We start from the raw sequence: 15160 nt of genomic DNA, 5'->3' as shown, positions 1-15160 counted from the left end.
AGCAAGGGCGTGGCGATACTTCGCAAGCAATGATGTAAAAAGGCAGCGGCCGGGAATGCTCCGTTACGCTGCCTCTTTGGCGTGTGCATAAGTATATTCATCAGAGTCCTCGCTTATATATAAAAAGCCAGCCGCTCCCGAATAACAGAGGGCCTGGCCGGCTTTTCACAAGCTGATGCTAGATTAATGGCAGCCAGACCGACATGTCGCTGTGGCTGCGGTTGTTCCAGGCATAGTAAGGAACGAGATTAATCTCGATATCTTCCGTCTGCAAAGGCGAGAACGGCTTGTATAGAGCATCGCTATGATCAGCAGGCGGAAGCTTTACGGCAGTTCCCTTCAGTCTCGTTACACCGCCCAGCAACTCGCTGTCGTACTGTGCCGTAAGCTTGATCTGATGCGGAATACGGATCTGGTCGATGCAAGTGTCTTCCGGAAGGTCGACGCTCTCCAGGCAGTATACGAAGGGACCGTACGTAAACGCAACTTGTCCGCGCGCTTCCTCCACCATCGGATTGGCTGCGATCATGCGAACCTGCATCGGCAAGACGAGCTCAATAGCATCGCCCGCCTTCCAGGCCTGACGGGTCTCGAAATAGTTACTAGCCGTAACGCCTTCAAGCGCTTGCCCGTTCACCTTCACGGAAGCTCCCTCCGCCCAAGTCGGAATGCGCAGGAAGATGGAGGTTTCTTGCTTCAGGCTGCTCTTGACCGTGATGCGGACGGTTTCCTCGGCCGGGAAGCGGGTCTGAACGTCCAACTCCAGCGTTTCTCCGGATTCCAGCACCGTCTTCAGCTCATTGCCGCTGTAGAGGTGGAAGTACAATCCGTCAATGGATTGTCCGTAAGCCCACTGATTCAGCTTGGCCACTGTACGCAGCACCTGCGGCGGGCAGCAGTAGCAGGTATGCGTGAACCAGCGCTGCGTCCGGAAATGTTGGGTCTGGAGCGAGGAATGGTTGAACAGCTTGCCGCCGCGGGTTTCCAGTGGGTTGGTGTAGCAGAAATGCTGGCCGTCAAGGGACATGGAGCCCAACAGATTGTTGTAGACGACTTTTTCAAAAACATCCATATATTTAGGGTTCTGGGTCAGGTCAAACATCCGCATGGACCACATGGCATTCCCGATGTTTGCGCATGTTTCGGTATAAGCGGAACGATTCGGTAGATGATAGTCGGTGCCAAAGGCTTCCCAGATTTTGTCGCCGTTCGGAGAGAGACCGTTGTAAATGGAACCGATTCCTCCGGTGATGTACATCTTCTTAAGGTACATATTGTCCCATATTTTCTCCAGCGCGTTCATAATGGATTTCTCTTGGGTGTGGGCGTACACATCCGCAGCACCAGCATACAGATAAACAGCGGTAACCGCATGGCCTGTGGCCTCGATCTCCTCACGAAGCGGTGTGCGGTCCTGGTTCTGGTCTTCGCCGCCGTAGCCTGCTCCTCTCATGGTCATAAAAATATCTGCCAGCTTCAGGTGCTGCTCATTGTCTGTTATACGGTATAGTTCCACAAGGCCCATAATGTTGGATGGGTTCCAGCCATAGTGGATCAGGTGCTTCGGACAAGGGTTGAAGGTATGGTTCAGATAGTCCGCCGCTTTGATAGCAACGTTGAGGAAATTGTCCTTGCCGGTCGCTGTATGGTGCACGCACGCCGCCGTCAGGAGGTGCCCGAAGTTATAATCCTCATGGAAAATCCGTTGTCCCCAGCGCTGCTTGTGGCTGAGCTGCACGTTCGTGCTGATGTAGCCGTCTTCTTCCTGAGCCTTCGCGATAAAGCCTATATACTTGTCCATCTTTTGGTTCAGCTCAGTGTCCTTGGTCAGGCCATATACGTGCGCACACGCTTCCAGAAACTTGTAGCAGTCGCCGTCAGACCAGTCCTCGCCGTAATGCCTGTCGGTTTTCAGACCAGCAGCCACCTCGAAGTTCGGCATATATGCACCGTTCTCCTTTACCTGCAGTGCCTTCTCCATGGAATCAATCATCTCGTTGTGGCAAAGTCCAAAGCGGTCCGCCCAGAATCCAGTCGTCCAGCGGGCGGCTGTCATTTGAAGAGGTTTTACTTTACGAATGTCTTGTTTCAAGGGTAGTCCTCCTGTATGAAAATGTGATGTTCTTAAAGCCATTGTAGTCATATTTCACACCCTCATCCATGCAGTAGAAGGAACAAAAGTAGTACTATTTTTACCTTTTAGGTTACAAGGGACAGTGGCGGGATACGGGTGTTGATTTAACTCAGTGACTGAAAAATGCTTGTTTTCTTTTGCCATAAACTCTAGAATATCCAGCCTGCGGGAGCAGTTTTAAATCTTGTTTGTAGAAAACGAATTCAACTAACCAACTATATATAAAATAATTTTTAATATTTAAATTTATTTAAAGTTAAGCATTGACAGCTGAAAATGCTGTCGCTATCATTTAAATATAGAATGAAAATTTAAAAATGGAGTTGGGGCCAATGTACAGTCATTATATTGGTGGTATTGCCGTAGAGGGTGTGGGTGATGTGATGCTCGTCCACAATCCTGCGACAGAGCAGCTGGCCGGAGAACTGCGCATGGCAACAGAGGTTCAAGCCGAAGCCGCATTAAAGAGCGCCGAGAAGGCATTCCCGGAATGGTCGCGCACTCCGCTACAGAAGCGTGGAGATTGGATGGAGCGTCTGGCACAAGCAATTGAGGAGAAGCGGGAGCTGATCCTGGATGTACTGATGAGCGAGACCGGCAAGCCGCTGGCCCAGGCGGAAGAGGATTTCGAAATGCTGCCTCGCTGCTTGCGTTACTATTATGAGGAAGCAAAGCGCCTGCATGGGCGAATTATCGAAGACGAAGACAATTCATATATGAATTTGATCAAAAGGCAGCCGGTAGGCGTAGTGGTCGGTTATCTGGCCTGGAACTTTCCGATGCTGAACCTCGCCTACAAGCTCGGTCCGGTATTAGCCTCGGGATGTACATGCGTGCTGAAGCCATCGCCGTTGACGCCACTCTCTACGCTGATGATCGGCGCAATTGCCGAGGAAATCGGATTCCCAGCTGGCGTCATTAATGTAATTACAGGGGATACCCTGAAGCTGGCAGCCGTCATGAACCAAAGCACCATTCCACGAATGATTACGTTGATCGGCTCGACTGCAGCCGGCAAGGCCATCATCGGGCAATCGAATACGTCGATCAAGCGCTACTCGCTAGAGTTGGGTGGCAATGCGCCGGCCATCGTGCTTGCTGATGCAGATCTGGAGCAGGCAGCCAGCCAACTGGTGTCCCTGAAGTTCGGCAATGCCGGCCAGATCTGTGTATCGCCGAATCGGGTATTTGTCCACGAATCCGTGCAGGAGGCTTTTAAAGAGAAGGTTGTGGAGAAAACGAAGCAGATCGTTCTGGGCTGGGGACGTGAGCCTGGGGCAGGTATGGGTCCGATGATTACAGACGGCCACCGTTTGCGGGTGCAGAAGCTGATCGCTTCCGCTGTATCGGCAGGGGCTGAGATTGAAATCGGCGGCAACGTACCTGCAGACAAGAGGGCGGGCTACTACCTGGAGCCAACCGTTATCAGCGGTGTACGTCCGGATATGGACATCTTCAAGGAAGAAATTTTTGGTCCGGTGTTGTCGCTCCTGACGTTCCGTGAGGTGGAGGATGTGGTGAAGGAAGCGAACAGCACGGAATTCGGCCTGGCTTCGTATGTGTTCGGCACGAATCTTCAGCATGTTCTGAATATTTCAGAGACGCTTGAGGCAGGCACTGTATGTGTCAACGGCCCGCACTATAATGTGACCCTTCCGCATGGCGGGATGAAGGAAAGCGGCGTAGGCAAGGACTGCTCAACCTATAGCCTGGAGGAGTACTACTACATCAAGCGTATTTCTATTCGAAAATAAGAGATCCCATCAAGCGGGGGGCGGGCTGATCGACATCTGCCCGCTCCCTGCTATTAACTTAGGGGGAAGCATCGTGAAGTTGTTAGTCATTGACTGCGGAACGACCAACTGCCGCATGAGGTTGTTGGATCATCATACTTTGGTTGTAAGCATCAAGAAACCGGTAGGAGCTAAGGATGTTGCAATCTCTGGCAGCAGCGATCCGTTAAAGGCCGCGTTGAAGGAAAGCTATATGCAGCTATGCACCCTCCACCCGAAGCTCATGTCACAGGTGGAAGCGGTCATTGCATCCGGTATGATTACGTCCAATGCTGGGCTGTATGAAGTGGCTCATGTGCTTGGGCCGGTGGATGAAAGGTCTGTGGCGGCACGGATGGAACGGCAGTTGTTATCAGAAGTCATTCCCTATCCGATCCTGTTCGTACCCGGGATTAAATTCATTCGGGAGCAGGAAGAAGAAAGTGATATGATGCGGGGAGAAGAAACGGAAATATACGGGTATCTGAGCCGTCAAGAACGACCGGGCCAGGATAACGCGTGCCAGCTCGTCATGCACTATGGCTCTCACCACAAGTGGATCAAGCTGCGGGAGCAGTCCATTGAGGGCTGCTTGACCTCGGTGTCAGGTGAGCTGCTGATGGCGGTGTCCCAGCATACGATCCTAAAGGACAGCGTTCTTTCACTGGACGAGGTGGTTCCTGAGCTTCCCTGGGTGAAGAAGGGGCTCCAAGCAGCCAATACGTATGGCACGGGCCATGCGCTGTTCTCTGTTCGGACTTTAGGGCTGCTGTCCGGCCACAGCAAGCAGGCGGTGACGAGCTTTTTGCTGGGCGTGGTGATCGCTATGGATCTGTCGATGCTGACTCCGCACATGCTGGAAGGCGTGAAGCGGATTGTGCTGTACGGAAAGCCGCTGTTTCCGTCGCTTGTCGCCCCTATCCTCGTTGAAGCTTATCCCGGCCTGCAGATTGAAGTGGTTTCCGAGCAGGAGTCCGATTTGCTGAGTATGTATGGGGCTGCCAGGCTGTATCAATACTACATTGGAGGTATGCCGTCATGCTGAGTACCGTACAGGAAAAAATCGAACAACATCAAGTTATTGCCATTTTGCGTAATGTTCCCCCGGATCGCTTGAACAAGGTGATGGACGCGTTGTACGCCGGAGGAGTGCGCCTTGCCGAAATTACGTTGAATTCGGAAGGCGCGCTGTCCGGCATTGCTTCCATGCGGAAAGCCTTTCATGGCCGCATGCTGATTGGAGCGGGGACGGTCATGAACCGCGAAGATGCGAAGGAGGCCATGGAGGCGGGAGCGGAGTTCCTGATCTCCCCCCACGTCAGTGAGGCGGTCATTGAGACGGCCCTTGCCCGTGATGTGCTTCCGCTTCCGGGTGCCATGACGCCGACAGAAATTGTCCGTGCGATGGAAGCCGGCTCTAAATATGTCAAGCTGTTTCCGTGCTCCTCCTTCGGACCCGGATACGTGAAGGAAATTCTGGCTCCATTAAATCAGGCCAAGATTATTGCCGTCGGCGGCGTGAACGCACTGAATGCTGCGGAGTATATCCGCAATGGCGCTGTCGGTGTCGGTCTAGGCAGCAGTCTGGTTACGATGAAGGATATTCTTGCCGGCGATTTCGAGACGATCGAGCGAAATACAGCCAGGATGATTCAAAGCCTCTCCGGCGACTAAGCCATTCAAGGTGCAGCTTCATACGCAAGGAGGTGAATGCCAGGGATGAACGGCGTTCAATTCAATCTGGATGTTCTTCCCGACGTGCAAAATATGGGGCTGTTCCGCACCCAGGACGTATGGGCACATATGGACCGCGTAGTGGATAGCGACGTGCTGATTTTTGTCAGAAAAGGGCTTGTCCATATTATTGAAGCGGACGAGGAGTACTATATCGGCCCCGGACAGGTGTTTTTTATGAAGCACGGGGTCCGGCATTACGGCCACAAGAAGACCCAGGCGGGTTCGGAGTGGAACTGGATCACGTTTACGCCCGCGGCTTCCCCCACACCCGGCTCGGTGGATATGAAATGGCTGGAGGTTGAGGATTACCAGCGTACCTGTGTCAGGCTGACCAAGCTGCTAGACCATTATATCAGCGGCTCCGATTATGATGAGCTCAAGTTGAAGGTCGGGACGCTAGATTTGCTGCTGGATCTGTACCGGGAGATAAATCGGAAGAGAAGCGGCAATCAGAAGCTGGTGACCGATGTGAAGAAATTCGTGCACAGCCATGTTCACGAGGAAATCCGTTCTACGGACTTAACCCGGTCGTTGGCAATGAATTACTCCTACATCAGCCGAGTGTTTTCCAAGACGGCTGGCCTGTCCATTCAGCGGTACATTATGGAGCAGAAGATCAAGGAAGCGATTCGCTTGTTCAGCGAAAGTTCTATGAACATCTCGCAAATTAGCGAGAAGCTGGGCTACTCCAACCCTTACTATTTTACGAGAGTGTTCAAGCAGGTGACCGGCACCAATCCTACTTCATTTCTGAAAAAGGGTTATTACGATTACACTTCAAGCGGCGAATTCACAGGATCGGTCGTAAACGGGAGAGGAGACGGACATTTTTGAGGCCAAATATTTTGTTCATTATGACGGATGAGCAGCGGTTCGACACCTTGGGAGCAGTAAATCCTGCGGTAAGAACACCGGTACTGGACCAGCTGGCAGAGGAAGGAATATTGTTCACGCGTGCATATACAACGAACCCGTCCTGTGTGCCGGCGAGAGCTGCCATTAATACCGGGAGGTATCCTAGCAAGTGCGGCGCTCCAACCTACATTACCCATCTGCCCTCCTCCGAGGTCACATTTACCTCCCTGCTGCAGCAGCAGGGTTACCACACCGCGGTATTGGGGAAGCAGCATTTCGGCGATTCGCTCATTGATCAGGGCTACGATCATGCAGACATCATCGATTTGCACGGGCCGGGCGAGTGGGAGCGTAGCGGGGAGTCGGAAACCTCGTACATGAAATTTCTGAAAGCGTCCGGCTTCACCAAGACGTCTGAGTTTAGTGAGCCTGTCAACCGTTTCTGCAGACGATGGACGGCTGATGTCAAGTACCATATCGACGATTATATCGGAGAGCTGGGCAAGTCGTGGATCCGGCACCAAAGGCCGGTAGACAAGCCTTGGTACTGCTGTGTTTCCTTCCCCGGGCCTCACATGCCATTTGATGGCGCGGGGCTCCCACAGGAGGAAGCATACCGGTTGGAGCAGATCGATCTGCCCCTGACCTCGGAGGGCGACCTTGATGGCAAGCCGCCTCACTTCAAGGAGCAGCTCCGGACCGGGCAGGGCAATCCCGGCGGGGCCAACGCCTTTGGCATGACCGAGCAGGAACTCAAGGAGACCCGGCTGACCTATTATGCGAACATGACATTAATTGACCAAAAGATTGGCGAAATTATTGCAGAGTTGAAGGCAGTCGGCGAGTATGACAATACGCTCATCCTGTTTACGTCCGATCACGGCGAATATATGGGTGATTTTGGAATGATGGGCAAGGGCCAGTATCTGTCCGAGGTGCTCATGCGTGTGCCGTTCATCGTCAAGCCGCCGGGTTCCGGGTTTGCCGGGAGGACGGAGGAAGCTTTCGTCTCGAACCTGGACATTGCAGCGACCTGCCTAAGAGCCGCCGGGGCAGAGGTGCCGGAACGCATGGACAGCGTTGACCTGAATCCCTTCTGGGAGCGGCCGCCTGCGGCACCGCGCAGGGAGACCATGTACATGGAGGCCGGAGATTTGCGCGCCGTGCGGACGGAGGAGTGGAAGCTGGTCTATTACCGGGGACGGCCATACGGTGAGCTGTACCACATCAAGGAGGATCCCTGGGAACGGTATAACCGGTGGGAAGATGCTGCGGCGGCCGGCGTCAAGGAGCAACTGAAGACGTTGCTAATAGATGAGTTGCTTGCGTTAGGAGAGTGCTCATGCATGCCGTGGAATTACGGAGCTCCACAAATATAACGGAAGGAGAGTCAACATCACATGACTATTAAAAAAAGACCAAATATATTGTTTCTGATGACCGACCAGCAGCGATATGACACCTTTTCCTGTATTAATCCCGAGGTTCAAACCCCTCACCTTGATGAACTGATCAAGGATAGTGTGTTCTTTACGAACGCCCGCTGTGCTAATCCTTCCTGCGTGCCTTCCAGGGCTGCAATTATGACAGGGAAATTTCCGTCAGAGTGCGAATGCCCTTCTTATATCACCCAACTGCCGGCTTATGAAACGACCTTCATGACACGCCTGCAGGAGGCGGGTTATCATACGGCGGTAGTCGGCAAGCAGCATTTTGCAGGCTCTGAAATCAAGCGGGGCTTTGATGATGAGATGATCGTGGACGGCCACGGCGCTTTCGCTGAGAACCAGTATATTCAGCCTTATCTGGATTTCCTCAAGGAAAACGGCATCGACCGAAAGTCCGTATATACGAAAGAGTTCATCAGCGGCGGCCGCTGGAACGTGGACACCAAGTATCATCTGGATGATTTTCTGGGTGAGTTGGGTAAAACCTGGCTGGAAAATAAAGCTCAAGAGAAGCAGGAGGAAGACGCCAAGCCATGGTTCTTCACGCTCTCATTCTCCGGTCCGCACCACCCTTATGATCTGGAAGGGACTGAATACGCCGAGGCTTATGATCTCAATGAGCTCTCGTCTCCCGATACGACCTATGAGCAGTTGGACCAGAAGCCGCCTCAATTCAAGGGCATGGATTCCTATGCCCAAATATATCTGAAAGATTTCACCGAGGAGCAGTTCAAGAAGACGAAACGCTCCTATTATGCGAACATTTCCTTAATTGACCAAAAGATCGGCGAAGTAATTCAAATGTTGAAGGATCGCGATATGTATGAGGATACGCTCATTATTTACACCTCCGACCACGGAGACTTTATGGGCGACTTCGGCATGGTGGAGAAGTTGCAATGCCTGACCGACAGCCTGATGCGGGTTCCGTTATTCGTAAAGCCGCCTGTCAAGGGCTTTAAAGGCATAGAGGTAGCCGATGAAGTCTTGAATATCGACATTGCTGCCACCTGCTTGGAGGCCGCGGAAGCAGAGGTGCCAGAGAAGCTATCGAGCTTCTCATATAACGGCTACTGGGATCGGAATAAGGAGGTCAAGGTCAGAGATGTTGTGTACATGGAGGCCGGTGCGATAAAGGGCTGCATCTATAACGGAATTAAGACTGTGCACTATATGGACCGGGATTATGGTGAATTGTACGATCTGAAGCAGGATCCGAAGGAAACGAACAATCTGTGGGATGATCCGGATTACCAGCAGCACAAGTTGGAAGGCACCCGCATCATTCTGAACCATATGTACCGGGCAATCCCGAAGTGGAATATTCCGTGGAATATCGGTACCCCGGACATTTAAAGTTCTAATTCGAACCTATACACAAGCGGGCAGCCGTTGGGCGGTGAAGGTGCGCGTGAACATGAACAGGTCGGAGTAGCCCACGGTCAGAGCAGCTACCTGACCTAACATTCTGATATGAATTCAGGACTTATTTGACAGTAACATTCGATATAAGAATTGAATCTGGGGGAGGGGGAGCGCTATGAAAAAACCTAACATTTTGCTAATTACAAGTGACCAGCAGCACTGGAATACGATCGGTGCCATTCAGCCGGAGCTGTCTACACCGAATCTGGACCGGCTCGTGCGGGAGGGGACGACCTTTCAGCGTGCATACTGCCCGAATCCGACCTGCACACCCACCCGCGCATCCATCATTACCGGCCAGTATCCGAGCCAGCACGGAGCCTGGACGCTTGGGACCAAGCTCATGGAAGACCGCAAGGTGGTCGGTGACTATTTTCAGTCCGCGGGCTATCAAACGGCTCTCATTGGAAAGGCTCACTTTCAGCCGCTTCACAGCACGGAGGAATACCCGTCACTGGAGTCGTATCCGCTTCTGCAGGACCTGGAGTTTTGGCGTCAGTTTAAAGAAAACTTCTACGGATTTAACCATGTGGAGCTGGCACGGAACCATACCAACGAAGCTCATGTAGGCCAGCACTATGCGATCTGGCTCGAAGAGAAGGGCTGCACCAACTGGAGGGATTATTTCAAGTCGCCTACAGGCACGATGGATCCGGACAAACAGCATACCTGGGATATTCCGGAGGAATACCACTACAACACCTGGATTGCCGAGCGGACCGAGGCACAGCTGTACAAATATCAGCAGGAAGAAGACCGCTTTTTCCTTTGGGCGAGCTTCTTTGACCCGCATCCGCCATATCTTGTGCCGGCGCCGTGGGATACGATGTACGATCCGGAGGAACTCACGATCCCGGCTGTCGTGCCCGGTGAGCATGACCGCAATCCGCCGCATTTTGGCAAAACCCAGCAGGTACGCCCGGACTTTTCTTCCTTGCGTGAAAGCGGGCAGCCCATTCATGGATACCATTCCCATCTCAAGTCTGAGGAGGAACGCAAGCAGCTGGTAGCGACCTATTATGGAATGGTCAGCATGATGGATAAATACATTGGCCGCATTCTGGATCGGCTGGATGAGCTGGGACTGGCGGACAACACCATCGTCGTCTTTACCTCGGACCACGGGCATTTCTTCGGTCAGCACGGGCTTCAGGCTAAGGGCGGCTTCATGTATGAGGATCTGATCAAGGTACCTTTCATCGTCCGGTATCCGGGCCAGGTGGAGGCAGACCTTAAGAGTGATGCGATGGTGTCGCTTGTGGATCTTGCGCCTACGCTACTCTCCCTTGCTGACCTGCAGGTTCCCCCACACATGACCGGAATCGATCAGTCTGAGGTATGGCTGGGACGAAAGAGCCGAGCTCGGGATCACATTTTGTGTGAGTTCCGCCATGAGCCTTCGACGATTCACCAGAAAACCTACGTGAACGACCGTTACAAGTTGACGGTGTACTATAACCAGACATACGGCGAACTGTTCGATCTGCAGGAGGACCCGCAGGAGTTGAACAATTTATGGGACGATCACGGCAGCCAGCGGCTGAAGAGCGAGCTGCTGCTCAATTATGCCTGGGCGGAGCTGGGCAAGGAGCCAATGCCGATGCCGCGGATTTATGGAGCCTGACAATAAAGTGCTAGGTGGGAAGTGCAATGAAAGCGATGACGAATGAGGAACAAAACGGAAGGCAGATCATCCCGCTGAAGGAAGGCTGGAAATTTACACGGCATTCGCTGGAGGAGCCCGAACCCGTGCAGGGAAGCCGGGTTCATCTCGATGAGAGCGGATGGGAGACGGTGAGAGTGCCGCATGACTGGGCTATTGCCGGCCCGTTTCACCCGGATCATGATGTCCATGTCAATTCGGTTATGGAGGACGGCATTCATGACAACATTACGCATGTCGGCAGGACGGGTGCTTTGCCGATCGTCGGAATCGGCTGGTACCGCCTTCACATTATCATTCCGGAGGCATGGAGAGGCCGGCTCATTACAGTGGAGTTCGATGGGGTGATGTCGAACAGCACCGTTTACATGAACGGAACAGAGTGCGGCTCCTGGCCGTATGGTTACACCTCCTTTACCTTCGATCTGACAGAGCATGTGACGTTTGGCGGGGAGAATGTTCTTGCAGTGCAGGTCTGCTCACTGCCAAGTTCCTCCCGCTGGTACCCCGGAGCAGGCATCTACCGTCAGGTGAGGCTTGTCGTCAAGAGCCCCGTTCATGTTGCCCCATGGGGCACGTATATTACGGCATCGGATATCTCGGAGCAGTGTGCTTCAATCAGGGTCCGCACGAACGTAGCCGGCAGCTCGGACTCCGCAGCGAAGGTGGAACTGATAACGCAGCTCCTAAACCCTGAAGGGATCCTCTGCGCGCAGGCTACCTCGGTGCAGGAGGTATGCGCCCATGCGGAATTCGAGCAGCACTTGACGGTGAAGCGGCCTGCGCTATGGGGTACCGCTCATCCCAGGTTGTACAAGGCAGTCTCCACTGTGCTGCTGGACGGGGTGGAAGTGGACCAATACGAAACGCCCTTTGGCATCAGGACGATTTCCTTTGACGCAAAGGAAGGCTTTCGCCTGAACGGGGAGTACATGAAGCTGAAAGGCGTCTGCCTGCACCATGATCTAGGCCCGTTAGGCGCGGCCGTTCACGTCCGGGCGATGGAGCGGCAACTGGAGCTGATGAAGGAGATGGGCTGCAACGCCATCCGCATGAGCCACAACCCTCCCGCGCCCGAGCTCTTGGATTTATGCGATGCCATGGGGCTGCTGGTCATCGACGAGGCCTTCGACGAGTGGGGCGTAGGAAAGGTGGAGAACGGATACCACCGACTGTTTAAGGACTGGGCCGAACAGGATTTGCGGGCCATGATCTCCCGCGACCGCAACCATCCGTCTATTATCATGTGGAGCATCGGCAATGAAATGCGGGAGCAGCGGCTAGAGAGTGGAGCCATAACGACTGCGTTTCTAACTGGAATTGTCCACGACGCCGATCCTACCCGTCCGGTGACGGCCGGTTTCAGCATGTCGGATGACGCGATAGAGAACGGTCTGGCGGCCGCTGTGGATATTCCGGGCTGGAACTACAAGCCCCATCGATATGAGGAGTATCATCTCCATCATCCGGACTGGATCATGTACGGCAGCGAAACCGCCTCGACGGTAAGCTCCCGGGGTGTATATCACCTGCCTGCTGTAGAGGACATACCCGTGGAGCCGAAGTCGGATCTGCAGGCAAGCTCCTATGATTTGAGTGCTCCTCCATGGGGAACTACACCGGATCAGGAGTTCATGGCCCAGGAGGATCTACCTTATATGCTGGGCGAATTCGTCTGGACCGGGTTCGACTACTTGGGAGAGCCGACGCCTTATCGGAAGGAATGGCCAAGCCGTAGCTCGTATTTCGGCATTATGGATCTGTGCGGGCTACCGAAGGACCGGTATTATCTGTATCAAAGCCAGTGGTCAAGCAATCCGGTGCTGCATCTACTGCCGCATTGGAACTGGGAAGGACACGAGTGCCGGGAAATTCCCGTCGTCTGCTACACCAGCTATCAGGCGGCCGAATTGTTTCTGAACGGTGCCTCGCTTGGTATTCGGCGAAAATCAGCTTCTTCTCAGCCAGAGCGGTATCGACTGCGCTGGAACGCCGTCCCGTATGAGCCCGGATGCCTTCGGGTAGTCGCTTATGATGAGAACGAGGCACCGGCCATGACGCACGAGGTCCGTACAGCGGGTGCACCTGCCTCTGTCCAACTGGAGGCGGACCGGAACGTTATCCGGGCGGATGGAGAGGATTTGTCCTTCGTAACGGTTAGCATAGTCGATGAGCAGGGGATTCTCTGCCCCCGTGCAAATCACCCTGTGTCCTTCTGTTTGGAGGGGCCAGGTGAGATTGTGGCTGTGGACAATGGCGATCCCACCAGCACAACCTCATTCAGCGCCATGAGCATTTCTACATTTTCCGGCAAATGCCTGGTCATTGTGCGCTCGCGAGCCGGCGAAGCAGGATCAATTGTCGTATATGCCAATTCGAATTTGCTGCATATGGGTAAAACTGTAATTAGTCTCTTGTAACCTGTTTTCCATTTCTTGCGAAGGGAGTGGTCTAATTTGATAAGCAAGCCGAACATTCTTATTTTTATGACTGATCAGCAGCGGGGAGACACTATACCGCCTTACGGATTGGCGCTGACTCCTCACCTTGACCGATTTTGCAAACAGGGTCTTGTCTTTTCGAATGCCTATACAGTATCGCCGCATTGTTGTCCGTCCAGAGCTACTTTTTTCACGGGATTGTATCCTTCTCAGCACGGTGTGTGGAACAATGTCAGTGTTGGCAGTGCGCTCTCTAAAGGTCTTTATGAAGGTGTCCGCTTGTGGAGTGAGGATTTGCGAGATGCGGACTATGATTTATACTTTCATGGAAAATGGCACGTAAGTGATCTTGAACAGCCGGCAGATAGGGGCTTCAATGGGGAGTTTTCAATGTCGGAGGACAAGATATACAGACATAAACTGCCTGATCCGGCCGAATGGGATAGATATACCAACCATAGAAGGAATCAAGTTGAAGTTCGGACTGAAGGAGAAATAATTCGAGATGGCTATCCCCGTTACGTCCACTACGGAGAAAGTGATAATCCTTTCAATGACAACAATGTTGTGAATGAAGCTGTTGAAGCCATCAAGAAACATGTAAACGGTAAGCCATGGTGCCGTTATGTGGGCACCCTTGGACCGCACGATCCTTATTTTGTTCCTCAAAGGTATTTGGATATGTATCAGCTGGAAGATATTGTGCTTCCCGACAACTACGCAGACAGGATGGAGGATAAACCCTCATTGTACCGGAAAATCCGGGAGCGGTTCGATCAATTGAGCGAACAGGAGCACAAGGAGGCGATTAGACATTACCTAGCCTTCTGTACATACGAGGATGCACTGTTTGGGAAGTTGCTGGAGGCACTGGAGAAGTCAGGCGAAGCCGAGAATACGCTGGTCGTTTACTTATCCGATCATGGGGATTATATGGCGGAGCATGGACTGTGGTGCAAGGGTCTACCCTGCTTCAAAGGGGCATACCATATCCCGCTTGCCATGCGATGGCCATGCGGCATCTCAAGTCCAGGAAGATGTGAGAGCGCTTTCGTTATTTTGGCCGACATCGCGCCAACTATCCTGGAACTAGCCGGTGTGCAGGCAGATCGGAGCTTTGCGGGTGAAAGTCTAATGCCCTTTTTGAAGAACCAGAAAACGGGGTCGTGGAGGGACGCTGTTTTTACTCAATCCAACGGAAACGAGTTGTATGGAATTCAGCGTTCTGTCATGACGAAGAGATGGAAGTTTGTTTACAACGGATTTGATTATGAGGAGCTGTACGATTTAATTAATGATCCCCAAGAGACCAATAATCTGTTTGGCAAAAAGGAGTTCAGCTTCGTAGTGAAGGAGTTATCTAAGCGGATCTGGTCTTTCGCGTACAAGGTAGGGGATGCTTGCATCAATCCATATATAATGACGGCGCTAGCGCCACATGGACCAGGCACAGCTTTTGAAAGCAGGGGGGAATCGCAGTAATATAACGGGAGGCAGTCCCGATATGGAGCAGTATCCGCAAATAGACAGCACAAAAAATAAATGAATAAGCCTTAGTTCTGAGATCGAACTAAGGCTTTTTAATTTGCTCATGCCCAATTTTGTGTAGCCTCTTTAACCCCAACTTGTCCGCACCCAATCTGTTAATTGAAGCTGAACTTTTGTGCAACCGTATGTTCTACTCA

10 protein-coding genes are annotated in these 15160 nt (G+C 52.7%); 9 read left to right on the top strand and 1 reads right to left on the bottom strand.

What is annotated here, in order from left to right:
- Positions 1 to 178 precede the first annotated feature (178 nt).
- Complete coding sequence (locus KJW29_RS19005; protein ID WP_179215623.1) at positions 179 to 2092, bottom strand: glycoside hydrolase family 127 protein; 1914 nt, start codon at positions 2090 to 2092, stop codon at positions 179 to 181.
- Positions 2093 to 2466: 374 nt separating this feature from the next.
- Here KJW29_RS19005 and KJW29_RS19000 point away from each other — a divergent pair, with 374 nt between their 5' ends.
- The 9 genes from KJW29_RS19000 to KJW29_RS18960 all read left to right on the top strand — a co-directional run bounded on the left by KJW29_RS19000 (position 2467) and on the right by KJW29_RS18960 (position 14957).
- Positions 2467 to 3888, top strand: a complete 1422-nt coding sequence (locus KJW29_RS19000) for an NAD-dependent succinate-semialdehyde dehydrogenase (RefSeq protein WP_087569017.1) — start codon at positions 2467 to 2469, stop codon at positions 3886 to 3888.
- A gap of 73 nt (positions 3889 to 3961) precedes the next feature.
- On the top strand, positions 3962 to 4951 hold the full coding sequence (locus KJW29_RS18995) for a 2-dehydro-3-deoxygalactonokinase (RefSeq protein ID WP_087569016.1): 990 nt from the start codon (positions 3962 to 3964) through the stop codon (positions 4949 to 4951).
- Positions 4945 to 5580 carry a bifunctional 4-hydroxy-2-oxoglutarate aldolase/2-dehydro-3-deoxy-phosphogluconate aldolase gene (locus tag KJW29_RS18990; RefSeq protein ID WP_087569015.1) on the top strand — a complete coding sequence of 212 codons (636 nt, stop codon included), beginning with the start codon at positions 4945 to 4947 and terminating at the stop codon, positions 5578 to 5580. The genes KJW29_RS18995 and KJW29_RS18990 overlap by 7 nt, the downstream gene beginning before the upstream one ends.
- A 45-nt stretch (positions 5581 to 5625) precedes the next feature.
- On the top strand, positions 5626 to 6477 hold the full coding sequence (locus KJW29_RS18985; protein ID WP_179215622.1) for a helix-turn-helix domain-containing protein: 852 nt from the start codon (positions 5626 to 5628) through the stop codon (positions 6475 to 6477).
- Positions 6474 to 7877: a sulfatase family protein gene (locus tag KJW29_RS18980; protein ID WP_214625744.1), complete on the top strand. Its 1404-nt coding sequence runs from the start codon at positions 6474 to 6476 to the stop codon at positions 7875 to 7877. The genes KJW29_RS18985 and KJW29_RS18980 overlap by 4 nt, the downstream gene beginning before the upstream one ends.
- A 21-nt stretch (positions 7878 to 7898) precedes the next feature.
- Positions 7899 to 9302 (top strand): sulfatase family protein, encoded by a 1404-nt coding sequence (locus tag KJW29_RS18975; RefSeq protein WP_087569012.1) that lies wholly within the window; start codon positions 7899 to 7901, stop codon positions 9300 to 9302.
- A gap of 184 nt (positions 9303 to 9486) precedes the next feature.
- Positions 9487 to 10995, top strand: a complete 1509-nt coding sequence (locus tag KJW29_RS18970) for a sulfatase family protein (protein WP_214625743.1) — start codon at positions 9487 to 9489, stop codon at positions 10993 to 10995.
- A 26-nt stretch (positions 10996 to 11021) separates the two neighbouring features.
- The gene (galB, locus tag KJW29_RS18965) at positions 11022 to 13454 is read left to right on the top strand and encodes a beta-galactosidase GalB (RefSeq protein ID WP_214625742.1); all 2433 of its coding nucleotides are present in this window, start codon (positions 11022 to 11024) and stop codon (positions 13452 to 13454) included.
- A gap of 36 nt (positions 13455 to 13490) precedes the next feature.
- Positions 13491 to 14957: a sulfatase family protein gene (locus KJW29_RS18960; RefSeq protein WP_209071895.1), complete on the top strand. Its 1467-nt coding sequence runs from the start codon at positions 13491 to 13493 to the stop codon at positions 14955 to 14957.
- Positions 14958 to 15160 lie beyond the last annotated feature (203 nt).

This window comes from Paenibacillus agaridevorans (assembly GCF_018604145.1).
GTDB lineage: Bacteria > Bacillota > Bacilli > Paenibacillales > Paenibacillaceae > Pristimantibacillus > Pristimantibacillus agaridevorans.
This window is presented reverse-complemented; position numbering and strand designations above follow the sequence as displayed.

Coding starts and splice junctions, on each gene's coding strand:
- KJW29_RS19000 (WP_087569017.1), top strand. CDS start 2,467: ATGTACAGTCATTATATTGGTGGTATTGCCGTAGAGGGTGTGGGTGAT.
- KJW29_RS18990 (WP_087569015.1), top strand. CDS start 4,945: ATGCTGAGTACCGTACAGGAAAAAATCGAACAACATCAAGTTATTGCC.
- KJW29_RS18985 (WP_179215622.1), top strand. CDS start 5,626: ATGAACGGCGTTCAATTCAATCTGGATGTTCTTCCCGACGTGCAAAAT.
- KJW29_RS18975 (WP_087569012.1), top strand. CDS start 7,899: ATGACTATTAAAAAAAGACCAAATATATTGTTTCTGATGACCGACCAG.
- KJW29_RS18970 (WP_214625743.1), top strand. CDS start 9,487: ATGAAAAAACCTAACATTTTGCTAATTACAAGTGACCAGCAGCACTGG.
- galB (WP_214625742.1), top strand. CDS start 11,022: ATGAAAGCGATGACGAATGAGGAACAAAACGGAAGGCAGATCATCCCG.